General features: G+C 68.6%; 17 protein-coding genes and 4 tRNA genes. 5 read left to right on the top strand and 16 right to left on the bottom strand.

Annotated elements, in window-relative coordinates:
* Window positions 1–165: 165 nt before the first annotated feature.
* Window positions 166–1,611 carry a DUF8173 domain-containing protein gene (locus DB31_RS33085; RefSeq protein WP_044195235.1) on the top strand — a complete coding sequence of 482 codons (1,446 nt, stop codon included), beginning with the start codon at window positions 166–168 and terminating at the stop codon, window positions 1,609–1,611.
* A gap of 46 nt (window positions 1,612–1,657) precedes the next feature.
* Here DB31_RS33085 and DB31_RS33080 read toward each other — a convergent pair whose 3' ends face one another.
* On the bottom strand, window positions 1,658–2,638 hold the full coding sequence (locus DB31_RS33080) for a hypothetical protein (RefSeq protein ID WP_044195233.1): 981 nt from the start codon (window positions 2,636–2,638) through the stop codon (window positions 1,658–1,660).
* A gap of 230 nt (window positions 2,639–2,868) precedes the next feature.
* On the opposite strand from DB31_RS33080, the gene DB31_RS33075 reads away from it, so the two are divergent.
* Window positions 2,869–4,389: a cyclic nucleotide-binding domain-containing protein gene (locus tag DB31_RS33075; protein WP_044195230.1), complete on the top strand. Its 1,521-nt coding sequence runs from the start codon at window positions 2,869–2,871 to the stop codon at window positions 4,387–4,389.
* Window positions 4,390–4,477: 88 nt separating this feature from the next.
* Here DB31_RS33075 and DB31_RS33070 read toward each other — a convergent pair.
* The 13 genes from DB31_RS33070 to DB31_RS33010 form a co-directional block, all read right to left on the bottom strand.
* Window positions 4,478–4,551: transfer RNA gene (locus DB31_RS33070), tRNA-Arg, on the bottom strand.
* A 16-nt stretch (window positions 4,552–4,567) separates the two neighbouring features.
* Window positions 4,568–4,641 (bottom strand) — tRNA-His (locus DB31_RS33065).
* A 93-nt stretch (window positions 4,642–4,734) separates the two neighbouring features.
* Window positions 4,735–4,811: transfer RNA gene (locus DB31_RS33060), tRNA-Arg, on the bottom strand.
* Between the two features lie 25 nt (window positions 4,812–4,836).
* Window positions 4,837–4,910, bottom strand: a tRNA-Pro gene (locus DB31_RS33055).
* 65 nt (window positions 4,911–4,975) lie between these two features.
* On the bottom strand, window positions 4,976–5,572 hold the full coding sequence (gene rdgB, locus DB31_RS33050; RefSeq protein WP_044195229.1) for an RdgB/HAM1 family non-canonical purine NTP pyrophosphatase: 597 nt from the start codon (window positions 5,570–5,572) through the stop codon (window positions 4,976–4,978).
* Entirely contained in the window at window positions 5,569–6,282 is a 714-nt protein-coding gene (gene rph / locus DB31_RS33045; protein ID WP_044195226.1) for a ribonuclease PH, read from the bottom strand. Before rph ends, rdgB begins: the two co-directional genes overlap by 4 nt.
* Before the next feature lie 58 nt (window positions 6,283–6,340).
* Complete coding sequence (locus tag DB31_RS33040; RefSeq protein ID WP_044195224.1) at window positions 6,341–7,165, bottom strand: N-acetylmuramoyl-L-alanine amidase family protein; 825 nt, start codon at window positions 7,163–7,165, stop codon at window positions 6,341–6,343.
* Between the two features lie 54 nt (window positions 7,166–7,219).
* On the bottom strand, window positions 7,220–8,275 hold the full coding sequence (gene selD / locus DB31_RS33035; protein WP_083968972.1) for a selenide, water dikinase SelD: 1,056 nt from the start codon (window positions 8,273–8,275) through the stop codon (window positions 7,220–7,222).
* A gap of 4 nt (window positions 8,276–8,279) precedes the next feature.
* Entirely contained in the window at window positions 8,280–9,221 is a 942-nt protein-coding gene (locus DB31_RS33030; protein WP_044195221.1) for an FHA domain-containing protein, read from the bottom strand.
* Between the two features lie 37 nt (window positions 9,222–9,258).
* Window positions 9,259–9,984 (bottom strand): tetratricopeptide repeat protein, encoded by a 726-nt coding sequence (locus DB31_RS33025; RefSeq protein WP_044195219.1) that lies wholly within the window; start codon window positions 9,982–9,984, stop codon window positions 9,259–9,261.
* 38 nt (window positions 9,985–10,022) lie between these two features.
* Window positions 10,023–10,745: a hypothetical protein gene (locus DB31_RS33020; RefSeq protein WP_044195216.1), complete on the bottom strand. Its 723-nt coding sequence runs from the start codon at window positions 10,743–10,745 to the stop codon at window positions 10,023–10,025.
* Entirely contained in the window at window positions 10,742–11,518 is a 777-nt protein-coding gene (locus tag DB31_RS33015) for an outer membrane protein assembly factor BamD (RefSeq protein ID WP_044195213.1), read from the bottom strand. Before DB31_RS33015 ends, DB31_RS33020 begins: the two co-directional genes overlap by 4 nt.
* Window positions 11,519–11,533: 15 nt before the next feature.
* On the bottom strand, window positions 11,534–12,040 hold the full coding sequence (locus tag DB31_RS33010; protein WP_044195211.1) for a regulatory protein RecX: 507 nt from the start codon (window positions 12,038–12,040) through the stop codon (window positions 11,534–11,536).
* A gap of 34 nt (window positions 12,041–12,074) precedes the next feature.
* Between DB31_RS33010 and DB31_RS33005 the strand changes: the two genes are divergently transcribed.
* Window positions 12,075–12,812 (top strand): hypothetical protein, encoded by a 738-nt coding sequence (locus DB31_RS33005; protein WP_044195208.1) that lies wholly within the window; start codon window positions 12,075–12,077, stop codon window positions 12,810–12,812.
* Between the two features lie 11 nt (window positions 12,813–12,823).
* Here the strand turns inward: DB31_RS33005 and DB31_RS33000 are convergent, their stop codons facing one another.
* Complete coding sequence (locus DB31_RS33000; protein WP_044195205.1) at window positions 12,824–13,465, bottom strand: hypothetical protein; 642 nt, start codon at window positions 13,463–13,465, stop codon at window positions 12,824–12,826.
* A 146-nt stretch (window positions 13,466–13,611) separates the two neighbouring features.
* Here DB31_RS33000 and DB31_RS32995 point away from each other — a divergent pair, with 146 nt between their 5' ends.
* Window positions 13,612–14,712 (top strand): type IV pilus twitching motility protein PilT, encoded by a 1,101-nt coding sequence (locus DB31_RS32995; protein ID WP_240486993.1) that lies wholly within the window; start codon window positions 13,612–13,614, stop codon window positions 14,710–14,712.
* Window positions 14,713–14,931: 219 nt separating this feature from the next.
* Window positions 14,932–21,315: an Ig-like domain-containing protein gene (locus DB31_RS45440; protein ID WP_052420447.1), complete on the top strand. Its 6,384-nt coding sequence runs from the start codon at window positions 14,932–14,934 to the stop codon at window positions 21,313–21,315.
* 3 nt (window positions 21,316–21,318) lie between these two features.
* On the opposite strand, the gene DB31_RS32980 is transcribed toward DB31_RS45440, so the two are convergent.
* The gene (locus DB31_RS32980) at window positions 21,319–24,258 is read right to left on the bottom strand and encodes a carboxypeptidase regulatory-like domain-containing protein (protein WP_044195198.1); all 2,940 of its coding nucleotides are present in this window, start codon (window positions 24,256–24,258) and stop codon (window positions 21,319–21,321) included.
* Window positions 24,259–24,276: the final 18 nt, after the last annotated feature.

The following is a 24,276-nucleotide window of genomic DNA, read 5'->3' as shown; positions in this document are numbered from 1 at the left end:
CGGCAGGCGGGCGTCCGCGCTCTCCCTTGGGAACGATGATCAGGGTGCAATGGGGGGAAGCCTGCCCCGTAGACCTGGATGCGAACGCTGTCGCTCTCCTCGCCTGGTCCGCAGTCCCCGGCTCACCGGGGCGTCGCGGGCCAGGCAACCTCGCCCAGGTGCCCCATGAAGATCGCTCCTCGACTCCTGTTGCCCACCCTCCTGCTCGGCGCTCCGGTCGCCCTCGCCCAGGAGACCTCTGCTCCTTCTTCCGCCGAGGCCCCCGCCGCCTCGCCCGCCGTGAAGACCATCGACGTGAGCTTCCGCGGCACGCTCAAGGACGCGCTCAAGCGCATCTCCGAGGAAGGGGGCCTCAACCTGGTGGCCACGGGCGAGCTAGACACCGCCGTGGAGGTGCACCTGCAGGGCATCACCGCCGAGCAGGCCCTGCGCACCGTAGCGCGCACCTACTCGCTGCGCCTGGAGCAGGATGGCTCCATCTTCACGCTGCGCCCCATGACGGCCGCGGAGAAGACCGCGAGCGTGACGCCTCCCGCGGCCGCCCTGCCCTCCATGTCGGCGATGCCCTCCATGCCGGCGATGCCCTCCATGCCGGCCATGCCGGTGCTCTCGGCGGATGACCTCGACTCGACGAAGGAGATCCAGCAGCGGATCCGCCAGGAGGTGCGTCGGGCGCAGCGCCGGGGCACGGGGGAGCACGACGTGGTGGCCCGTGGCCAGACGCTCGAGGTGAAGGAGCACGACACGGTGGACAACGCCGTCGTCTACGGCGGCAACCTGGTGGTGAAGGGGATGGTGGAGGAAGACGCCAACGCGTTCGGCGGCAACCTGGACGTCTACGGCCGGGTGGAGGGGGATGCCAACGCCTTCGGCGGCAACGTCATCCTGCACGACGGGGCCTCGGTGGGGGGGGATGTGTCGGCGATTGGCGGCTCGGTCATCCGCGAGGACGGCTCGGCCGTGGAGGGCAGCACCGAGTCCTTCGGCGGCGGAGGCATCGGCGCCCTGGTGGCCAGCGAGGTCAAGGACAGCCTCAAGCAGCAGGCTCCCGAGGAGGAGTCTGCCGAAGAGGTGACCACGGCCAGCAACACATCCGAGCGCTCCGAGCGGCACTCGGGTGGAGGGTTCATCGGGTTCATCCTCCGGTTCGCCGCGCTGTTCGGACTGGGCTTCCTGGGGCAGCTGCTCTTCCCGGCGCGCATGAAGGAGCTGTCGGCGGAGATCAAGAGCCAGCCCCTCAAGAGCGGCGTGACAGGGCTGCTGGGGCTCATCGCGCTTGTCCCGCTCACGGCGGTGCTGGCCATCACCATCATCGGCATCCCGGTGGCGCTGGTGATGTGGCTGGTGCTACCGGTGGTGGCGGCCATGGGCTTGGCTGTGCTGGCCAGCGAGATCGGCGTGAAGGTGCCGGTGCTGCGCGGCCGGAAGACGCAGGCGGCGGTGCTGGCGATGGGGCTGCTCGCGCTGCTGACGGTGGGCGCCATCCCGGGGATTGGCCCGGTGGTGCTGACGCTGGCCACGCTGGTCGCCTTCGGCGCCATCATCCGCACCCGCTTCGGCTACCGGATGCGCGGCATCCCCGAGCCCATCGCGCCCACCTCGACGATGTGAGCCGCGCGGTCCCTGCCTCACTCGCGCGGGATGACTTTGAGGTGCGTCATCCCGCCTTCGCGCCTCGCGGGACGCGCTGCGCCTTGCGACGCGCGGCCAGCCGTTCGAGAACGAAGAGCATGACGGCCAGTGGCGCCACCAGCGCCACGAGGAGCTCGGGAGGCACCTCATCCCGAGCACCAAAGAGGATCGCGAGCATCACCCCTCCCGAGCCGACGGCCCCTACCACGCCGGGCCACGGGTGACGCACGAACCCCTGCACGAGGCCCAGTAAGCCGAAGGGAAGGCTCAACACCACCTCGGAAGGAATGGAGAACCCAGCCTCCTCGAGAGTGCCGAGCAGCGGTGCAACAAACCCGAGCCCCAGCAGCACTCCTGTCTCCAGGAGAATGGCCGCAGCAAGCCAGCGCGAGGCCTTCTTCACCCGGGCTGCTCGCACCGAGGGATGCTGCTCGCAAGTGGTGCAGAACTCGCTGCCACCGAAGCCCTTCTTCCGAGCGCAGGTGTAACACGTGGAGGCGCCGCAGCGCGGGCAGAGGTCTACCGCGGGCAGCCGAGGATGTACCCGGCACCGCGGCGAGCCGTCCGCCACCTCGAAGGGAGCCACTTCCACGGGAACCTGCTCCGAGGAAGCGGTCTTGGGCTGCGCGGGTGCCACGGATGCGTCGCCGGGCCCTCCGCCCATGAAGCCGGTGGTCACCTGCAGCATGTCGGAGAGCATGACCTTCCCTGCGTCCCAGCTCCCCTGGGTGATCAAGACATGTGCGCTCAGCCCCGCCTTGGCCACCCCGACCAGGACGCCCATGGTGTTGGGCTCTTGAGCCGGTTCGCGCTCACTCGGGGCCGCCACGGACTTCAGGCTGAGCGCACGAAGCAGCGTCGCCACGTCATCGGACGGAAGGCCTGCCTGCAGCAACCGCTCTCGCACGGCAAGCAGCGGCAGTCCCTGCTCGGCGAGGCGCTGCGCGAGCGCCCACGGCGTCTCGGAGGGCGTGGCCGCCGATGTGTCCGAAGCGTTGTCTCCCATCCCAGAGCCCCCCCTGAACCTTCATCAAGGAACCGCGTCCGGAGTATAGGCCAGGGTGGAGCGGCCCTGGGGTGACCTGCCCTTTTGGCCATCAGGAGCGCCCCGAACGACTTTCGGGTGAAGGCGCTCACATCCCTGCTGTCGGCTGCCTCACAGTGCCAGGGCGGTGCGTCCGGCAGTGTGGCGTTCATCGGAAGGCCCTTACTTCTCCCCTTCCCAAGCACGCCACCATGTCCCGTATCTCCAGCACCGATGTTGTCGTCCCCAAGTCCCTGTCCGCCGAGGAGCGCCAGCAGCTTGCCCGCGCGCTCTATGCGGTCCACGAGCAGATCTTCGATGGCGTGGAGTTCGAGGCATTCACTCAGTACGTCGTTGAGTCCAAGGCCGAGCACACGTGGATCCAGATCCACCGGAACGAGGCCGGCGACATCGTGGGCTACTGCGGCCTGCACATCTTCGAGCGGACGCTGGGCGGAGTGCCCACGGCGGTGTTCCGGGCCGAGGCGGGCTCCCTGCGCGCCTACCGGGGTGGCAACGTCACCATGCGCTTCGGCATGCCGCTGGCGCTGAGCTACCTGCTGCGGAATCCCGGACGCCGGGCCTACTACCTCGGGGCGCTGGTGCACCCCTCCAGCTACACGCTGCTGGCCCGGTACTTTGGCCAGGTGTGGCCCCAGCGCGAGGGGGCGGTTCCCCCCGAGCTGCAGTCCTTCATCGGGGAGCTGGCCAGCGGATTCGGGCTCAAGCAGGTGACGCCAGAGCGGCCCCTCGTGCGGCAGGTGGGCTGGAAGACGCGCGAGACGGAGGTGGAGCGGGAGTACTGGCAGCACTGTGACAAGCCGGCGGCCCGCTTCTTCACGGAAGCCAATCCCAGCTACGGCGAGGGGCACGGGCTGATGACGCTGGTGCCGTTGACCGTGAGCAACATGGCGCACCTCGTTCGGACGGTGTGCGGGCGCAAGCTGCGCCAACCCGTGGAGACGGTGAAGGCGCTGGCGCGGAAGCTGCCGGGGGCCGCCCGCCTGCTGCGCTCCCACGGGATGAAGCAGGTGCGTCAGTCACCGCTCTTCGCCCACTTCGACACGCCCACCCTGGAGGCGCTGGTCCGCCGCGCGGAGTTCCTCACGCTGCCCGCGGGCCAGCACGTCTTCCGCAAGGGAGACGCCAGCGATGAGCTGTACCTGCTGGTGCGCGGCGCCGCCTATGTGCTCGCGGAGGACGGAGGCGAGGAGAAGGTGGTGGACGAGCTGGGCACGGGTGCGGTGTTCGGAGAGATGGCCATGCTCGCGGGCGAGCGCCGCTCCGCAGCCATCCGCACCGCCACGGCCTCGACGCTCGTGCGCATCCCGCGCTCGGTGCTGCTGCCGCTGCTCGCGGCCCATGCCCACCTGCGGCAGGGGGTCTGGCAGACCTTCGCCGGCCGCCGCTTCGATGATCTGGTGCGGGACAACACCCGCTTCAGCCCGCTCGGCCGCAAGGGACGGTTGGCATGGCTGCGGCAGGGCCAGCACCGCGAGCTGGCCCTCCAGGAGTCACTCTCCGTGGAGGAAGGCTGCTCCTTGTTCGTACTCTCGGGGCGGGTGGAGTTCGAGCGCGCGGGGATGTGGGTGACGACGCGAAGCTCCGTGCTGATGGAGGCCGCTCACGCTCTGCGGGTGGTCGCCCGGGAGCCCACGCAGCTCATCGTTCTGCCGCGGAAAGCGGCTCAGGCGCAGCGCCGCGAGGACTGGCGAGCGTCCGCTTCTCACTGAGTGAGAAGTACAGAGCGGCCCCCAAAGCGAAGAGGCTGGAGTCCGAGGGAAGGTTCCCAGGGATTCCAGCCTCTTGGTCCATCAGGAGCGCGCCCAGAGGGACTTGAACCCCCAACCCTTGGCTTCGAAGGCCAATGCTCTATCCAGTTGAGCTATAGGCGCTTGGGGAGAAAAGGTGGGCGGCCAACCGGGGTCGAACCGGTAACCTCTGGAGTCACAGTCCAGCGCTCTAACCAGTTGAGCTATGGCCGCCGTGCTGCTGCTACGTACCACAAGGTGAAACGGGCGGCTTCCCTATCGCGGAAGCCGGGAGCCTGACAAGGCCCAATTTTGCTCCAGGAAGGTTGGCGCCCCAGGCAGGACTCGAACCTGCGACCCCCGGCTTAGAAGGCCGATGCTCTATCCAGCTGAGCTACTGGAGCTTCTACCGTCCCTACTTCTTCAAAGTCGGGGCGAGAGGATTTGAACCTCCGACCCCCTGCGCCCAAGGCAGGTGCGCTACCAGGCTGCGCTACGCCCCGATGAAGACGGCCATTCTTGTGACATTGCGCACGGACGTGCAAGGTGAACCTGACTGACGTGTTTGCTACCCGCCTGCTTGGAGCGCCAGCAGCGCCGGTAACATCTTCCGGAAGGCCTGTCCGCGATGCGACACCGCCGCCTTCTCCTCCGGCGCCAGCTCCGCCACCGTCTTCCCCAGCGACGGCACGAAGAACACCGGGTCGTACCCGAAGCCGTGGGTGCCCCGAGGAGCCGTGAGGATGCGTCCCTCGCAGCGCCCCACCTCCACCTTCGCCCCCTTGCCAGGAATCGCCAGGCACAGGGCGCACTGGAACGCAGCCGTCCGGCGCTCCTCCGGCATCCCCTCGAGCTCCCCGAGGAGCTTCAGGTACCTCGCCCGGTCATCTCCGGGGGCATAGCGCGCCGAGTGGACGCCTGGCCGCCCGCCCAGGGTGTCCACGCAGAGCCCCGAGTCGTCCGCCAGGGTGGGCAGCCCCGAGGCCGCCGCGTACTCCCGGGCCTTCTTCTCCGCATTGGCCTCGAAGGTCGTCCCGTCCTCCACCGGCTCGGGGATGGGTGGCAGGTCCTTCAAGGACACCAGCTCCACCGCGTCCCCCACCAGCAGGCGCAGCTCCTTCAGCTTGCCGGGGTTGGTGGTGGCAAACAGCAGCCGGGGCTTCATCCCAGCACCTTCGCCTGCGCCGCCGTGAGCTGCTGGATGGCCGCGAGACCACCATCGAGCATCCCGTCCAGCAGCTTCCGGTCGAAGAGCTTGTGCTCAGCCGTGCCCTGCACCTCGACGATGCGCCCGTCCCCTGTGGCCACCAGGTTCAGGTCCACGTCCGCGCTCGAGTCCTCCTCATAGTCGAGGTCCACCCGCACCTCGCCGTTCACCACGCCCACGGAGACCGCGGCCAGCGGCGTGAGGCTCGGAATCTTCGACATGACGCCCCGGCTCTGCAGGTTGCGCAGCGCCATCACCAGCGCCACGTACGCGCCCGTAATAGACGCGGTGCGCGTGCCACCGTCCGCCTGGATGACATCGCAGTCCAGCGTCAGGGTGCGAGGCCCCAGCGCCGCGAGATCGATCGCCGCGCGCATGGAGCGGCCGATGAGGCGCTGAATCTCCATGGTCCGGCCGGTCTGCTTGCCCTTGGCGGCCTCGCGCTGGGTGCGGGTATGCGTGGAGCGCGGGAGCATGCCGTACTCGGCCGTCACCCAGCCGGTCCCCTTCCCCATCAGGTGCGGCGGCACGCGCTCCTCTATCGAGCAGGTGACGATGACGCGGGTGTGGCCGAACTCCACCTGGGTGGAGCCCTCGGCGTGACGGTTCACACCAGGCGTCAGGGTGACGGGGCGAAGATCCAGCGCTCCGCGTTGAAAGGACCGCACGGGCAGCTCCTCGGGCTAGAGAGAGGTCCGCTCTCTACCAGAGCCCGCCCCTTCCGGCTCAAGGAGATGCGGGACTGGCCACTGGCGCACCTTCCGCCGGCTCGCCGGAAGGCTCCCCTCCCTTGTGGTCCCGCTTGTTCAGCTCGCGCAGGAAGCCCTTCACCCCCTCGGTGATGGCTCCCACCAGCTTGTCCTGGTACTCGGCGCGCCCCAGCTGCACGCCCTCCTGGGGGTGCGAGATGTAACCCACCTCGATGAGCACCGCCGGGGCCTCCACGCCCGTGAGCACGAAGAAGGGCGCCTGCAGCACGCCCCGGTCCTCGGCCCCCGTGGCGGCGATGAGCTTCTCGTGGATGGAGTAGGCCAGCCGCGACGAGCCCACGTGGGCCTCCATCCGCACCAGGTCATGCAGGATGAAGTTCAGCGCCGAGTCATTCTGGGCCGCCTGCCCCGAGGGCCCATCCGCGTTCTCGCGGTCCGCCACCGAGCGCGCCCCCGCTCCCGAGGCTGTCGCCGACAGGAAGTACGTCTCGATGCCCTCGATGCGCTCGCGCAGCTTCTTGGTGGGCATGGAGTTGGCGTGGATGGAGAGGAACACATCCGGCCGCTTGCCGTTGGCGAAGTGCACGCGGTCCGGCAGGGGCAGCGTCCCGTCCTTCTCGCGGGTGAGGAACACCTGCGCCCCCACCTCCTTCTCCAGCCGCTCCCGCAGCCGCTTCGCCAGCTGGAGCACCACGTCCTTCTCTTGCAGGGTGCCCGGCCCCTTGGCCCCCTCTTGGGAGCCACCGTGGCCCGGATCAATGACGATGCGAAGGCCGCGCTCAGCGCGAGCAGACGGGGCCAGGAGCAGCAACAGGAGCGGGACGATGGTGCGGAGCGTCATGGCGCTCGGAATGCTATCGAAGCCGGAGCCCTGGGGTGAATCCCACCCAGGCCTTCAGCCCACGACATCAATCCCCGGGCGGCCGCGAGCCACCTCGCCAATGAGGGCGGCATCCACCCCCGCCTTGTCCAGGGCGAGGAACGCCTTGCGCGCGTCGCGGGCCGGCACGGAGGCCAGCAGCCCTCCATTGGTCTGCGCGTCCGCGAGCACCCACTGAATCTCCTCGGGCAGTCCCTCGGGGAAGCGCACGCGCTTGCTCACATGGGCGAGGTTGGCCTTCGTCCCGCCCGGCACCACGCCCTGGGAGGCCAGCGCCGGCACGTCCTGGATGATGGGGATGCGCTCCAGCGACAGCAGGGCCCGAGTCTTGGCGCCCGTCATCATCTCCAGCAGGTGCCCCAGCAGGCCGAAGCCCGTCACATCCGTGAGCGCGTTCACCTTGAACTTGCCCGAGGCGAACGTCTCTCCGGCGGCGCGGTTGAGCTGAGACATGACGCCCACCACGCGCTTCATCAGCGCCTTGGAGGCCACGCCCCGCTTGATAGCCGTGGTGGCGATCCCCGAGCCCAGCGGCTTGGTGAGAATGAGCACGTCCCCCGGCTTCGCCCCCGCATTGGTGAGCACCTTCTTCGGGTGCACCACGCCGGTGACGGCCATGCCGTACTTGGGCTCGGGGTCCTGCACGCTGTGGCCGCCGAGGATGGGGATGCCCGCCTCGTCCGCCTTCGACTGCCCACCCGCCAGGATCTTCGAGAGGATGGAGAGCGGCAGCTCCTTGGGGAAGCCCACCAGGTTGAGCGCGAAGATAGGCCGCGCCCCCATCGCATAGATGTCCGAGAGCGCGTTCGCCGCGGCGATGGCCCCGAACTGGAACGGGTCGTCCACCACGGGCGGGAAGAAGTCCACCGTCTCCACCACGGCCAGGCCGGGCGCCACACGGTACACGGCCGCGTCATCGTTGGTGGCGAACCCCACCAACGCCTGAGGACCCTTCGCTCTCTTCAAGTGACGCAAGACCTGCGCCAGATCCGCGGGCCGGAGCTTTGCCGCTCAGCCCGCACAGTGACTCAATTCGGTGAGCCGCTTGGGCTTCTGCAGTTCGTCCGCCATGGCCTTACCCCGCGGTGATGTATTCGCGCTTGAGCAGCTGCACCACCGCCTCGGCGGTGAGCACGTCGTCCTGGTCCGCATGGTCCAGCACGCCCGCGAGGCTGCCGTAGTTGTGCACCAGCTGCAGCACATCCAGCAGCTCGGGCGTCAGTTCCTTGAGCGGAGCCGTCAGCGGCTGGGACAGGCGCATGGCCATGTTGATGTCCGGCAGCTGCCCCTGGATGCGCTTGAACTCGTCCAGCTGGCGAAGCGCGTCCATCAGCAGCGCCTCGGTGGACGAGTCCAGCTCCACCATGAACTCCTGGTTGTCCGCCGGGCGCAGCTCGAAGTCGCCCACTTCCCAGGTGATGATGCGGTTGAAGCTCTTCTGCGGCCCCAGGTTGTGGTTCTCGTCGATGACCGCGTAGTACACGCGACCCTGGCGCAGGTAGATCTTCCCCTCGCGCTCGTTGGTGATGACGAGCACGCCGTTCTTCTTCGACGTGTGGAAGAGCTGCAGCAGGTCCGGCAGGGGGATCTCCTCGATCTTCCCCGTCATGGACGACGTCTTCGTGGAGCGGGCCGCCTGGGCCGCCGCGGCCTCCTCGAGCTTCTGCTTGACGACGTTCTCGTCCACGTTGACCGAGTCGGCGCCCTGCTGGATGAGCTTGAGGATGGAGGTGCCGATCAGGATGCGATCGCCCTCCTTGAGCCGGGCCTGCTTCACCTTCTCACCGTTGACGAAGGTGCCGTTGGTGGAGCCCAGGTCTTCGATGGTGATGGCGCCGCTGGCGATCATGATCTTCGCGTGCTTGCGCGAGACCATGTCCTCCACCAGCACCATGTCCAGTTCGCTGGACCGGCCGATGACGATCTGCTTGTCCTGCTTCAGGGGGAACTCGCCACCCTGGTACTTCCCAGAGATGAACTTCAGGGCGTACGCCTTCGACCCGCTCGGTGTGCTCACGGTACCGGGACCTCGATGAAGAGGGTTTCCATGAATATCAGCCCGCCTGCTCGGCCTTCCCCGCCGGTTCCTTCACCAGATTGAGGTACATCCGCGCGCTCTTGTTGTCCGGATCGCGCGCCAGCACGTCCTCCCACACCTTCACCGCCTCCGCCCGCTGGCCCGCGGAGTAAAGCGCGATTCCATAATGGATGCGACCCGGCATGAAGCCCGGGTTCTGCTCGATGGCCTGCTCAAACTCCTTGATGGCCTCGGCGTGGCGGCCCGCATCCCGCAGGGCATCCCCCAGCTTGACGCGAATGTCCACGAACTGAGGGCACAGGCCCAGGGCGCGCTGGTACTCGCCAATGGCCTGCTCCCAGGCGGAGTTGGAGGCGAACACGTTGCCGATGTCGGCGTACATGTTGGCGATCTTCCCCTTGACGAAGGGGTCCATGTCCCCGGGGCCGTTCTTCTGCCGGGCGAGGGCGTTCTGGTAGACCTCCTTCGCCTCGGCATACTTGCCCATGTCGTTGTAGATGACGGCCAGGTTCAGGGCCGCCTCGGTATAGGCCGGGTTGATGCGGAGCGCGGATTCGAACGCCCGCTGTGCCCGGGCGAACTGCCCCTGGTCGTGGTAGATGACGCCGAGCATGTTGTACACGTCGGCGAACGTCTGGTGACGCTCGACCACCTGGGCCAGATACTGCTCGGCCTGCGCGTACTGCTTCTTGTCGAAATACCCCCGCCCGAGGGTGAGGATCTGCTTGAGGGCCTCGTCCATGTCCCAACCTCGCCAAAGCTGGCGATCAGACCGTTAGCCTACCTGACTGCCGCCGAAAACAAGAATTCCTCTCCACGGCGCAGGAGATTCAAGTGGCGCTCCCCCTGCTGGTCCACGGGCCGGGAGGGGAGATCCCCCTGGAGGCGCCAGTGCTCGGTGGCCACGGCGTCCTCCCGCTCCAGGCGGAGGAACCATGCTTCAGCCCTGTAGCGCCGCTGCTTGAGGGCCAGCACCGTGTCCAGCTCGGGCTCTCCTACTCCCACCGACCCACCCCCGCCGTCTTCTTCCCCTGGCCCCCAGAGCTGGGCCAGCGCCGCCGCATCCCCTTGATCCAAGGCCCTCCGGCGGGCCTCCAGCGCCCTCACCACCGCCGCCAGCCGAGGTGCCGCCAGCGTCTCGGGCACCCAATCCCCGTCCCGGAGCACGAAGAACACCTGCTCTACTCCTAACGAGCTGACATTCGTCTCGCCCAGGGCGCCGGTGAAGTCCAGGGTGGCCAGCACCTCGGCCCGCTGGCCCCCGGGCTCCACACGCACGGTGATCCGCTCGTAGTGCAAGTCCTTCGAGGTGAGCGGAGCGGGGACGCCCGGGAGGGAGAGCGAGACGCCCCGCTTCTCCAGGCCCTTGAGCACGGCGATGATCTCGGCCTCGGGGCCCGCGGCCATCCCCAGCAACCGGGGACCCGCCAGCGCCACCATGACGAAGGCCATGAGGGCAATGAGGATGCCCCCCAGCCGGCTCCAATCCTCGGACGACTTCACGACCCGAGCATACGCTGGGCCCGCTCGGCAGCGCGCGTGCCCGGCAGCTGCTGGATGAGCTTGCGCAGCGTCTCGTTGGCCTTCTCCGGCTGCTTGAGCTTCACGTACGCCTCATGGAGGGAGAAGAAGGCCTCCTCGTCGTACTGGGTACCCGGGTAGCGGGCCAGCAGCCCCTCCAGGCGCTGGGCCACGGCGGGCCAGCGCTCGCGCTTGCGGTAGAAGGCGGCCACGTACAGCTCGTGCTTGGCCAGACGGCCCTTGGCCTCGGCGGCCTGCTCCTTGGCCTCCTTGGCGTACTGCGAGTCCGGATACTGGCGCAGGAAGGAGTTCATCGCGTTGAGCGCGGATTGGACTTCCGTCTGGTCCTTCTCCTCCGAGGGCGGCAGGAGGAAGAAGTCCGAGGGCATGTCCTTGATGTGCGTGAGCGCCGAGCGGTAGGCGGCGTAGTCCACCTTGGGGTGCGTGGGGTGGAGCTTGACGAAGGAGTCGTACTTCTCGCGGGCCTCGGGCCAGTGCTCCTGCTCGAAGTCCGCGTCCCCCAGCTTCAGCTCGGCCTCCTTGGAGGCCTCCAGGTACGGGAACTTCGTCTTCACGTAGCCGAAGTACTTCTCGGCGCGGAGGAAGTCGCGGTTCTCCAGGGCCTCGTCCCCGAGGCGGAGGTTCTCCTCGGCCTGGGCGGCATAGTCCGGATCCCCGGCCTGCCCTTCACTGAGGGCGGCACAGCCGGTGGAGAGCAACAGGAAGGCGGTCAGGCAGGTGAAAGTGAGACGCATGGGCACCCGCGCAAGCTAATCGTCCAGCCCGGACGGATCCAGCGATGGTTCACCGAGCAGCCGGTGGATGACGTCCTCGGAGAAGCCCCGGCTGTGGAGGAGGCGTCCGGCCCGAGCCCGCTCCTTGGGGGCGAGCGAGCGCCCGAGCAACCCTCGCCCTTCGAGCACCTTCCGCGCGGCGGCCAGCGCGTCGAACTCCACGCTCCCGGTGGCCGAGGCCACGGCCTCTCGGGCCGCCTCGCTCGACAATCCGTGGGCCTCCAGCCGCTGGAGCACCGCCTGGGGGCCGAGCCTCCCCTTCTGCAGCAGCGAGGCGGCGCGCTCCCGGGCGAAGCGCGCATCATCCAGGTAGCCGAAGCCCTGGAGCTTCTGGAGGACCTCTTCCTGCACCTGCTCGGAGAAGCCCTTGCGGCCCATGGCCTGCTGGAGCTCGTGGCGGCTCCGGGCGCGCAGGGCCAACAGCCGCAGGCACGCTTCTGTCGCGCGCCGCACTGCCTCGGGGCCTTCCTGCTCCGTGCTCATCGCTTGCTGTCTAGCATGTGGTAACAGGCGCGGCATGCACCCACTGATTGCCCGCTTTCTCAGCCTCGATGCCGCCCGGGAGACGCTCCGCAAGGAGAAGGCCGGTGAGCCGCTCGATGCCGAGGAGCAGCTCTTCACCGCCACCGCGGTCAAGCACCCCCAGCAGCGCTCCGAGGTGCTCGGGATCAGCGGCCGCAAGCTCGCGTCGGATGCCCAGGCCTCGCTCGTGTTGCTGGCGGCGCACTCGGCGGCGCTCGCGGTGGGCCAGGACGCGAAGCTGGCCGCAGCCACCGCCAAAGCCCGGGAAGCCCTCACCTCGGAGGGCGCCACCGAGGAGGAGACGGACGCCTTCATCGCCTCCATCCTCCTAGAGGAGGCGTTTGGCTACGACGAGGAGGTGGACTCCTTCGATGCGTCCTTCGTGGAGGAGGCGCTCGGGGAGATTCCGGCGCTCGCGGCGCTGACACGGGAGGGCGTGGACGCGCTGATGCTGAAGTTCTCGCAGAAGGGGGCCACGGACCTGGAGCGGACGGCGCGGGCTCACATCGCCAAGCGGCTCTTCGACATCGCCTGGTCCGAGGGCCCCACCCCCATCAACACTGAGCACCTGGACACGCTGCTGGAGTCCGACATCGCTGGCGAGACGGAGGAGCTCCAGGAGGCCCGGCTGCGCGCCACGGTGGAGCTGCTCCAGCTCCTGGCCCAGCAGGGGCTCATCGGCCCCATGCGCCTGTCCCGCCTGAGGGCGCAGCTCGGCGACGAGGACGCCTGAGCGGACGCGGCTCAGGTCCCCAGCGGCTTGCGAGGCAGGTCCGTGCCCATGACGGCCTGCAAGAGATCCATGAGGTTGGGCCACTCCTCGGCCGCCAGCCAGAGCCCATCCGGGGTGTGCTCGGCGGACATGGCCAGGGAGGAGCTCTCGAAGAGCTTGGCGGAGATGACGCCTTCCTTCGGGAGATTTCCCTGCACCACCAGCACCTTGCCGTCCCAGCGGATGTTGGGCGGGAGCAGCTTCTCCGCCAGGGCCCGCACCGCGCCCTGCCCTGCTCCCCGCCGCAGCACGCCCACGAGGAGGGACCCGGCCTTGGACTCCTCCAGCTCCACCTTGCCCGGGGTGCGCAGCCACACCTTATAAGTCCCGGAGACCAGCTCCAGCCGCTCCAGGGTGACCTCGGCGAACAGGCGCCAGCCACTCACCGAGAACCGGAGGCCATACACCTCCGGGCCATCCTCCCACGCGTGCAGCTCCAGCGGCTTCACCTTGGCCAGTACCTGCCGTGCGAGCGCCTCCACCCGAGCGTGCGAGAGCCGCACCCGCTTGCGCCCCACATCCACCGCCACATCCGAGGCCAACGCCGTGGGCAGTCGCTTCACCCAGTCAAGCGCACCCTCCAGGAACTTCGACGCCAGCGGTTGCCGGGCCATGCCACGTCCTCCGGGGGCCGCAGCGACCCAGGCCCCTGCCTGAGACGCCACCCCACGAGGCCGACCCTCGCACAGTTCATCCTGCACGCCCATCTCCCAGAGCAGGCATGCGGCCACCTTCTGAAGAGGGGCCCTGGGGTGCTACGGTGCTCGCACTTCGCGAGGGAACGACCCTGGACAAGGCCACACTCGACAAACTTCTCACCGTGGGCGTGCAGAACGGCGCCTCGGACATCCACTTCCGCCCCGGTGATCCGCCCATCTACCGCGTCAACGGGGTCCTCCGTCCGCTGAAGACCGAGAAGCTGGCGCCGGAACACACCCGCGAGGTGGCGCTCCACCTCATCCATGATCCGGCGGTGAAGAACGAGATCGACACCCTCCGGGAGCATGACGCCTCGTACGGCCTGCCCAGCGTGGCCCGCTTCCGCGTCAACATCTACCGGCAGCGCGGCACGCTCGCCGTCATCCTCCGCATCATCCCCGCCAACGTGCCCACCATCGACGGGCTGGGACTGCCGCAGGTGCTCAAATCCATCGCCAGCCAGGATCGCGGGCTGGTGCTGGTGACGGGGGCCACGGGCTCGGGCAAGAGCTCCACGCTGGCGGCGATGATCGATCACATCAACCGCAGCGAGAGCCTGCACATCCTCACCATCGAGGACCCGATCGAGTTCGTCTACAAGAACGTCAAGTCCTCCATCTCGCAGCGCGAGATCGGCCCGGACACCAACAGCTTCGCCATGGCGCTGCGCGCGGCGCTGCGGCAGGACCCGGACGTCATCCTCGTGGGCGAGATGCGCGACACGGAGACGATCGACATCGCGCTCAAGGCCTCCGAGACGGGCCACCTGGTGCTCTCCACGGTGCACACCACGGACGCCTCGCGCACCATCAACCGGCTCGTGTCGGTGTTCAACGCCGAGGAGCAAGCCATGGTGCGCATGCGCCTGGCTGACAGCCTCAAGGCCACCATCTCCCAGCGCCTGTTGCCTCGGGCGGACAACAAGGGCCGCGCGGTGGCGCTGGAGATCATGGTCCAGACGAAGACGGTCCAGGAGTACATCCGCGAGGACCGCGCCAACGAGCTCAAGGACGTCATCGAGAAGGGCCGCGACACCTACGGCACGCAGTCCTTCGATCAGCACCTCAGCCAGCTGTACCGCGAGGGCGTCATCGATCTGGAGACGGCCCGCAGCGCCGCCACCAACCCGGCGGACTTCCAGCGCGCGCTCGAGTTCGACTGAGCCGCCGCTCCGGCCCGGCGCAGGGCGAACCGGTCCACTTGTCGGACAGGTTTGCCCGCCCGAGGCCCACAGGGGTGGGTGGGCTCAGAGAGTCCCCCCCCACACACCACCCAGCACCATGGAGAGCGCGGAGGCCACTTTTTGCCCCGGGCCAGATCCAGTCTCCTGGGATTTCTTCAATTCACCAGGAAACAGGTTCCGTCCCCCGAGGGAAGACCCATGCGCACCCTGGTGACACTGCTGGCCGTAGGACTTGTGCTCGCTGCCTGTGAGCGCCCAGCCGCAGACCGCGCCGCTGAAGCGGAAGCTCCGAAGAAGACGGCGGCCTCCTTCGTCACGGGAAGCCGGCTCCTGAAGACCGAGAAGGCCCTGCCAGGGAAGTACATCGTCGTGCTCGACGAGAAGGCCCTGGCCGGCGCGCAGGCGGGGAAGCTCTCGCGGCAGCTCGCCGCGCTCCACGGGGGCTCAGTGGACCGCGTCTACGCCCACGCCCTCCACGGCTTCGCCGCGACGATGTCCGAGGAAGCCGCGCTGAAGCTGAGCAACGATCCGCACGTGCGGTACGTGGAGGAGGACTGCAAGGTCACCCTCTCCAGCACGCAGTCCCAGGCGGTCTGGGGGCTCGACCGCATCGACCAGCAGGACCTGCCGCTGGATGCCACCTACTACTACGGCGCCACGGGCTCTGGGGTTCACGCCTACGTCATCGACACGGGCATCCGCACCACCCACGCCGAGTTCGGCGGGCGCGCGGTGGACGGCTTCAGCTCCATTACTGACGGCCTCGGCTCGAACGACTGCCACGGCCACGGAACCCACGTGGCGGGCACGATAGGCGGGACGACCTATGGCGTGGCCAAGGGCGTCACGCTGCATGCGGTGCGGGTCCTGAACTGCGCTGGGGAAGGCACCGCGTCCCAGGTGATTGCCGGCGTCGACTGGGTGACCGCCAACCACCTCAAGCCCGCGGTGGCCAACATGAGCCTGGGTGGCGCCGCCACGCAGTCCGTCGACGACGCGGTCACCGCCTCCATCAACGCGGGGGTCGTCTACACCGCCGCTGCCGGCAATGACTTTGGGAACGCATGCACCAAGTCTCCCGCGAGGACTCCGGCGGCCCTCACAGTGGGCTCCACGGACATCTATGACGTCAAAGCGACGTCGTCGAACGAGGGCCCGTGCGTGGACCTCTTCGCGCCCGGCGTGAGTGTCCTCTCGGCCTCGAACGAGAGCGACGACGCCACCGCCACGCTCAGCGGCACCTCCATGGCCGCTCCCCACGTGGCGGGCGTGGCCGCGCGCTATCTGGAGGGCCACCCTCTGGCCACCCCCGAGGAGGTCTCCACCGCGCTGCTCACCCGTGCCACGCCCGGCAAGGTGCTCGCGACAAGCACCTCCACCCCGAACCGGATCCTCTTCTCTGGCTGCCTGGGATCGAACTCGACGCCGCCGCAGGCCGTCCTCACCCAGCCCTCTTCGGGCGCGAACCTGTCTGGCTTCGTAAGGCTGGCGGCGACCGCGGCGGATGACGAGGAGGTCACTGCGGTGGAGTTCTACTTCGATCACCACTTGATCGGCCGGGACGTCACCCCTCCTTATGAGCTGGACTGGGAGAGCTCCAGCGGCAGCAACGGCTCGGGGCAGATCACCGCCCGGGCCTACGACACGAGCTGCAACGCAGGCGTGAGCAACGCCGCGGCGGTGACGGTCCACAACGACGGCATCGCGACGTTCGATCCCACCTTCGGAGTTCCGGGCTGCGCCACCGTGGCCAACGGGTGCACCTCGGGCTGGCTGCTAGAGGGCCGCGGACCCGTGGGCCCCGAGCTCCACGCGCCCAACACCGTGGGCGGCACCTGCGCGGATGGGACGGAGGGCACGTACGGCTCCAGTCCTTCGCTCGAGAAGCTCCAGATCCATACGTTCCCTGCCGAGCTGCTCGCGGCGGGCAGGCAGGTGACGGTCCGGGCCACGGTTCAGGCGAGCAAGAACTTCTCCCAGGAGGTGTTGGACCTCTATGCCGCACCGGACGCCCACGCACCGGAGTGGACCCTCGTCGCCACCCTGTCTCCGACCCGGAGCGGGCGCCAGGAACTCTCAACCACCTATTTGCTGCCCGCGGGCAGTCCGCAGCTCCTTCGAGGCGTCTATCGCTCGGTGAACAGCTCATCGGCGGCGTGTGTGCCAGGCCCCCTCAATGACCACGACGACCTGCTCCTGACGGTGCGCTTCGATCCGGACCTCACTCCGCCGAGCGTCGCCATTACCGCTCCGGCCGATGGCACGGCGATCAGTGGTACCGTCACCATCACCGCGGCCGCGAGCGACAACTTCGGTGTGCAGCGCGTGGAGTTCTACGATGGCTCGACGTTGATCGGGACGAGCCCCCGCCCTCCCTTCTCCCTGAGCTGGGCGAGCCGCGAGGCACCCAACGGCACGCACAGCCTCACCGCACGAGCGTACGACGCGGCTGGGAACGTCGCCTACTCCGCTCCGGTCAACGTCGTCACCGACAACGATCTCACGCTGCCCGTGGCCTCGTTCCTGACACCCGTGAGCGGCGCCATCGTGGAAGAGACGGTCTCGCTCCAGGTCAACGCCAACGATGACCGAGGCGTGACGCACGTGGACTTCTTCGTGAACGGAGACCTCCTCTGGAGCACCTCGTATTCGCCCCCCTACACCGCGAGCTGGAGCACCCGCGAGTGGGCCAATGGCCCCTACGTGCTGAGTGCAATCGCGTACGACGCGGCCGGTAACGCCTCGACGCAGGCCTCCGTGAGCGTGACGGTGGACAACGACCTTGTCCCGCCCGAGGCCACCCTCACGTCACCCTCCAGTGGCGTCACGTTGACCGGCACCGTGACCCTCCAGGCCACCGCGAGCGACAACCGGCGGGTCACCCGGGTGGTCTTCCTCCGGAACGGCCGCTACATCGGAGAGGACACCACCGCGCCGTACTCGGTGAGCTGGGACACGGCGACCGTGAGCAATGGCAGCTACGCGCTGACGGCCCGGGCCTTCGATGGCGCGAACCAGTCGACCGAGAGCGCGCCCATCGCAGTGGAGGTCACCAACGCAGGCAACGCGCGCTATGACCCGGTGTTGAAGGCGCCCCGGTGCGACAGCCTGGAGAACCGCTGCGACAGCCAGGACCTGCTCTTGGGACGAGGAGGAGCCGGCCCCGAGCTGAACGCACCCAACACGCTGGACGGTTGCAGCGAGAGCCCCAACACCTGGGGCTATCACCACTCCGAGTCCATCGAGCGGATCCGCATCATTCGGGACAACGGCCGACCCATCGCCGCCGGGCAGCCGGTCCGCATCGAGGTCACCGTCTGGGCCGAGAACTCCGCCACCTATGACGCGATCGACGTGTACATCGCAGCGGACGCGACTCAACCCTCGTGGACGTACGTTGGCACCCGCCGGCCAGCCTGGGATGGGGAGTACACCTTCATAACGAACTACACCCTCCCGGTGGGCACCCTGCAGGCCGTGCGCGTGAACTTCCGAGCCAACCCGGGAGGAGGCATCAGTCCGTGCACGCAGGGGACTTACAACGATCACGACGATCTGGTCTTCCCCGTGTTCGTGGACACCGTCCCGCCCACGGTGACGCTCACCTCTCCCTCCGATGGAGCGGTGGTGAGCCAGACCCCCTACCTGCAGGCCTCGACGAGCGACAACGGCTTTGTGACCGCTGTGGACTTCTACGACGGGGACACGCTGATCAAGACGGACACCACGGAGCCGTTCCTGGTGAGCTGGAACACCTGGGGGCTTCCCAACGGCCCCCACACGCTGACGGCCCGCGCGCGCGACGAGGGCGGGATGGTGGGGACCTCGCAGCCCATCACGGTGATGGTGGACAACGACTACACGCCACCGACGGTCTCCCTCACTGCTCCGGCGAGTGGCGCGACCCTGCGGGGCACCGTGATGCTCTCAGCGAGCGCCACGGACAACAAGCGCGTCACCCAGGTCGACTTCTACAGCGACTCCCGCTACCTCGGCACGGACTTCACCCCGCCCTTCACCTATTCGTGGGACACGGGGACTGAGACGGTGGGTGGGCACGTCCTGACCGCCAGGGCCTCCGACGCGATGAACAACACCGCGACCTCGGCCCAGGTGTCCGTGACGGTCGAGCGCGACACCATGCCCCCTTCCATCACCCTCACCTCTCCCGTGGCCGGTGCGGTCTTAGGTGGCAGCGTGACGCTGTCGCCGAACGCCACCGATAACATCGCGGTGGCGAAAGTGGAGTTCTTCCTCGACGGTACCCTGCTGGGAACCTCGAGCACCGCGCCCTTCAGCTACGCGTGGAACACACGAACGGCGGCGAACGGCAACCACACGCTGCGAGCCCGGGCCACGGACACCAGCGGCAACGCCACCTCCACGGCCGACGTGAGCGTGACGGTGGACAATGATACTTCCGCGCCGACGGTCTCCATCACCTCCCCCACGAGCGGCGCGGTCATCTTCGGGTACTTCACCGTCCAAGCGAACGCGACGGATGACCGGGGCGTGTCCTCCGTTCGGTTCCTCGTGGATGGCATCAACTGGGGCACGGACTCCTCCGCGCCATTCGCCTTCAACCTGAACAGCCAGGGGTTCTCCAACGGCCAGCACACGCTGACCGCCCAGGCCTTCGACGCGGCGGGGAACTCGACCACCTCGGCCGCGGTCATCGTGACAGTGAACAACGACTCCACGCCGCCCACCGTGTCCATCAGCTCGCCGGCTCCGTTCGCGACTGTGTCAGGGGTGGTCAACGTCCAGGCGAATGCCACGGACAACGTGGCGGTCACCCGGGTCGACTTCATCTGGAACTACTACCTGATCGCCAGCGACACGACGCCGCCCTTCAGCGTCCCCTGGGATACCACCCAGCGGCCGAACGGGAACTACACGCTGAGCGCCATCGCCTACGACGCCACAGGCAACCAGACCACGAGCACCGCCATCACGGTCATCGTGAGTCAGCCTGGCACGGCCACGTATGATCCCCTCCTCCGCGCCCCGAAGTGCGCCACGCTGGACGACGTCTGCGACAGCGTGAACCTCTTGATGGGCCGGGCGAGCTCCGAGAGCAACCCACCCAATACGCTCGACGGGTGCGCCGACGGAACGGCCGAGGCCCACTACACGGAGCGGGTCTTCCGCATCAAGGTGACCCGCCTCAACGGGGAGTACCTGGCCGAAGGCAAGCGCGCGCGGATCGACGTCGACGTCACGCCGTACAGCAACGCCACGGACGCGCTGGACCTGTTCTACACGGGCAATGCGAACCAGCCCTCGTGGACGTACCTGATCACGCTCCGGCCGGTGGGGACGAGCTACACCGTCCAGACCCTCTCGGCGGAGTACATCCTGCCTGTGGGCAGCCTGCAGGCCGTGCGCGCCCAGTTCCGCTCGGGTGGCAACGCCGGCACGGCGTGCAGCGGCGGCGCCTATGACGACCATGACGATCTGGTGTTCGCGGTGGGCCAGCCCACGGATCTCTTGCCGCCGACCGTGTCTCTCACCTCACCTGCCAACAACGCGGTGGTGGGAGGCCAGACGCTCGTGACCGCAGCGGCCGATGACGACCTGGCGGTGGCCAAGGTCGAGTTCTTCGCGGACGGGACGCTGATCGGCACCGACACCAGCGCTCCCTATGAGGTGAGCTGGAACACCTCGGGCCTGACGGATGGGGCCCACACGCTCACGGCGAAGGCCTACGACACGGGAGGCCGCGCGGGGAACTCTGCAGCGGTCGCAGTGACCGTCGACAAGACCCCGCCGGACGCGGCGCTCACCTCCCCTGCGGCGGGCGCGCTCCTCCGAGGCACCGCGGTGATCGAGGCCACGGCCAGTGACAACCACTCCGTCTCAAAGGTCGAGTTCTACGCGGGCGCGACGCTGATCGGCACGTCCTACAGCCCGCCCCACGCGCTGACCTGGAACACGGTGGGTGTGGCGGATGGAACCTACACGCTCACGGTGAAGGCCTTCGACAGCATGAGCAACGGCCGAACCTCCGCCGGGGTGGGGGTGACGCTCGACAACACGGCGCCGGCGACGGCCGTCAGTGCTCCGGCGCAGAACGCCTATGTCCGAGGCACGGTGCAGCTCAGCGCCACAGCGAGCGACAACGTGAGCGTGGACCGGGTCGAGTTCTACGCGGGATCGACGCTGGTCGGCAGCGACTCCACGGCGCCCTACTCCATCAACTGGGACACGACCACCGCGGCCAACGGCTCCGTCACGCTCACCACGCGGGCCTATGACACGGCGGGCAACGCCACCACGTCCACGGGCCGTATGCTCTCGGTGGACAACCTCGCGCCCGCGGTGGCGATCACCTCTCCGGCCAGTGGAGCGTCCCTGTTCTTGAGCACCACCATCCAGGCCAGCGCCTCGGACAGCTCGGGAGTGACGCAGGTGGTGTTCTACGACGGCGCCACGGTCATCGGCACGGACACCACGGCCCCCTACAGCATGAGCTGGGGCCTGCTCACCGTGCCGAAGGGCACGCACACGCTGACGGCCAAGGCCTATGACGTGGCGGGCAACATCACCACGTCCGCGCCCATCTCCGTGAAGGTGAACTGACGCTCAGGGCGCGCGGGTGACGGTGAAAGACTTCTCCGCACCCGCGCGCCGCACCTTGATGACCACAGGCGATCCCGGCGCTCCCCGGAGCCTCATGAAGGCCTCTTGAGGCGCTGTGATGGGCGAGCCATCCACCTCCACCAGCACGTCCCCCACCTGCAGCCCCGCGCTCCCCGCGGGGCTCCCGGGCATCAGCTCGGAGATGGCGACCTGGCTGCCCTGTGGCTCCACAATCAACCCCACGGAGCCAGGAGGCGTCCGAGGAGGGCTCAGCACGACGTCCCCCAGGTCCAGCACCTGACCCTCGCTCAACGTCACCTTCTTGCGCTCGGGCGTCCGCATGCCGCCCGGAACGATGAGCAGCTCGTGCTCGCCCGCGGACACGCCCTCCAGGGTGAAGCGGCCATCGCTCGACGTGGGCACATCCGCTCCGGGCCGACGCTCTCCTTCAAGGAAGATCAGCGCCCCACCGACGGGCTCCTTCGTGGCCTCCAACACCACGCGGCCTCGAATCGTGCCCGTGGGCCGCAGGGTGATCTCCACCTCGGACACAGCCCCCGTGGAGGGGGACGACAAGGCTTCTCCGCCCGCGCCGTCCGCCGTCCGAGCCACCAGCTTGAGGGACTCGGCGGGCACATCCCTCAGCTCGAAGCGATCGCCCGGGAACTCCCAGGTGCGAGTGCCCCACCCCATGCGCTCCGAACCCTGGGGCTGGACCGTCAGGGTGAAGCCTTGCACGGCCGCGCCGCTGGAGCGCACCACCTGGCCTCGCACCGCGCCTCCGGGCCGCAGCTTCACCACCACCTCCTGCTCGCCCAGCTTCACCCCGAGCGCCTCGCCTGCGCGTCCCCCGTTGCGCGCGCTCACATGGAAGCGATGTGAAGCACCGGCGGTCCCCATCGAAGGCATGCTGACGAAGAAGCGCCCCTCATCGTCCGTGGGAGCCATCATGCGCATGCCCGGCATGCCTCCTTCCAAAGCCACCGTGACGAAGGCGCCCGGTGAGGGAGCACCCTCGGGCTCGAGAACCACGCCCCGCACTCCTTCCCCCGAGGCCTCATTGTCCTGCCAGGTCAGCTCGGCCCGGACAGTTTTCCCCGCCTCCACCTGCACCTGGGACCCACCGGTGCTCATGAAGCTCCGGCGCGCCGTGAGCTGCGGCTGCAGGTTGTACCGGCCCGGCGGGAGCGTCATCCGGAAGCTGCCCGCCGCATCCACCTCCGCCCGGCCGATCCCGGAACCGTTGATGCTGAAGAACATGCCCCCTCGCCGGGACGCCATGACGACCATCGGCTCGGAGGGAAGCGCACCGCGAGCAGCCCGCACCACCCCTTCCACGGTGCCGGTGTCCTGCAGCGTGAAGTCCAGCTGCGACGTGCCGCCCTCACGCACCTCCACCTGCTGGCTGGTTCCCAGCGCCTCGCCCTCCCTCCGGGCCGTGATATCGACGGTCTCCGCGGCGAGCCCCTCCAGCCGGTAGCGTCCCTCGGCATCAGTGCGGGACTCGGCCATCGTGTTGCCCAGCGAGCCGCCCCAGCGCGATCCTCCCTCCACCCGCGCGCCGACCACCGGCTGTCCGGCGCTGTCCTTCACGCGCCCCTCCACCACACCCGTGCCCGTGAGCGAGAGCTCCAGCGGGAAGCGCTCGCCCGTGGTCACCGTCAGCCCCCGGCGAGAGAGCGAAGAGAAGCCTGGAGCGCTGACTCCGAGATCATAGCTGCCGGGGGCCAGCCCTCCGACGGAGAAGTGGCCCGTGCTGTCCGTCACCGCCTGCCCCGAGTCTCCCGCGCCGCCCGTGGGGCTGACCGAGAGGTTGGCGCCCACGATCGGAGCCCCCGTGGCGCGGGCCACCACGCGCCCCTCCAGCACCGAGCCCTTCCCGAGGCGCAGCCGCACATCCCTCACCGTCTGCCCCGCCTTCACGGTGAGGGGCTTCTCCAGCGAGCCGGCCTCCTCTCCCCGCCGCGCGGAGAGGAGGTGGGCCCCAGGCTCCACCTCGAGAGAGAAACCACCGCCTTGCCCCGTAGTGACGGCCTGGGGCGAGCGTCCGCCCACCTGCACCTCGGCGTCCGCGGCGGGCTGGCCCTGGGAGTCGACGACGAAGCCCTCGATGACGCCAGCGGCCTGGAGGGCCACCGTGAGCGGCCCCGAGGCAGGGACTCGCACGTTGCGCTGCACCGTCCGAGCGTGGCCTGGGGCTCGCGCCTCAAGTTGGTAAGTGCCTGGAGCCAGCCCGTCGACACGGAACTGGCCGCGCTCATCGCTCGACGCGTACACACGCTCCTCGGCGGGAGCCTCGGCGCGCTGCCAGGGCGCGAGCGAGGGCCCTTGAGCCGTGAGGACAAGCTCCACGAGGGGCAGCGGCTCCTGGGTGCCCTGCTCCACCGTGCGGCCGGTGAGGGTCTGCGGTACCTCCAGCGTGACGCGAAGATGCGTGAGCGCTTCGCCATAGGGGCGCACCACGTCGCGGAGCAGCAGCGCGGAACCTTGAGCGCGCACTGCGAGCATGTATCCACCGGGCCTCGACGCGAGCTTCACGCGCCCTTGGGCGTCCGTGCTGCCAGAGCTGGCCAATCGCCAGGACACCTCCCCGAGCCTGGGATCACGAGCGCCTCGCCAATACAGCCGTGCGCTGGCGCCGGGCACGGGCCGATCGCCCGCGAGCACCTCGACCTCCAGCACTCCATCCTCTTCCGAGGGCGCCTGGGCCAGAGACGGCGTGCTGCCCGCGCTGGCGGTGCCTTTCGCGCCCACATCCTCCGGGGTCTCCGGCTGCAGCACCGTGCCCGCCCGCTTCGCCGTGGCTGCGGGCTGTGACGAGGGCTGCTCGGAGCCCGCAGGCGAGGCCACAGGGGTATCCCCAGAGGTCTCCGAGTCCAGGAGAACGAAGAGCGCCAATCCCCCGACCACCAGAATCGCTGCCGCGATGATGAGCTTGCGCATGCAGGAACATGTTCCGTC

Origin of the sequence: Hyalangium minutum, from assembly GCF_000737315.1 — a bacterium.
Classification (GTDB): domain Bacteria; phylum Myxococcota; class Myxococcia; order Myxococcales; family Myxococcaceae; genus Hyalangium; species Hyalangium minutum.
This window is presented reverse-complemented; position numbering and strand designations above follow the sequence as displayed.

Bases quoted from the DNA above. Each gene is read 5' to 3' on its own strand.
- DB31_RS33085 (WP_044195235.1), top strand. From the start codon at position 166: ATGAAGATCGCTCCTCGACTCCTGTTGCCCACCCTCCTGCTCGGCGCT.
- DB31_RS33080 (WP_044195233.1), bottom strand. From the start codon at position 2,638: ATGGGAGACAACGCTTCGGACACATCGGCGGCCACGCCCTCCGAGACG.
- DB31_RS33075 (WP_044195230.1), top strand. From the start codon at position 2,869: ATGTCCCGTATCTCCAGCACCGATGTTGTCGTCCCCAAGTCCCTGTCC.
- rdgB (WP_044195229.1), bottom strand. From the start codon at position 5,572: ATGAAGCCCCGGCTGCTGTTTGCCACCACCAACCCCGGCAAGCTGAAG.
- DB31_RS33040 (WP_044195224.1), bottom strand. From the start codon at position 7,165: ATGACGCTCCGCACCATCGTCCCGCTCCTGTTGCTGCTCCTGGCCCCG.
- DB31_RS33025 (WP_044195219.1), bottom strand. From the start codon at position 9,984: ATGGACGAGGCCCTCAAGCAGATCCTCACCCTCGGGCGGGGGTATTTC.
- DB31_RS33015 (WP_044195213.1), bottom strand. From the start codon at position 11,518: ATGCGTCTCACTTTCACCTGCCTGACCGCCTTCCTGTTGCTCTCCACC.
- DB31_RS33010 (WP_044195211.1), bottom strand. From the start codon at position 12,040: ATGAGCACGGAGCAGGAAGGCCCCGAGGCAGTGCGGCGCGCGACAGAA.
- DB31_RS33005 (WP_044195208.1), top strand. From the start codon at position 12,075: ATGCACCCACTGATTGCCCGCTTTCTCAGCCTCGATGCCGCCCGGGAG.
- DB31_RS33000 (WP_044195205.1), bottom strand. From the start codon at position 13,465: ATGGCCCGGCAACCGCTGGCGTCGAAGTTCCTGGAGGGTGCGCTTGAC.
- DB31_RS45440 (WP_052420447.1), top strand. From the start codon at position 14,932: ATGCGCACCCTGGTGACACTGCTGGCCGTAGGACTTGTGCTCGCTGCC.
- DB31_RS32980 (WP_044195198.1), bottom strand. From the start codon at position 24,258: ATGCGCAAGCTCATCATCGCGGCAGCGATTCTGGTGGTCGGGGGATTG.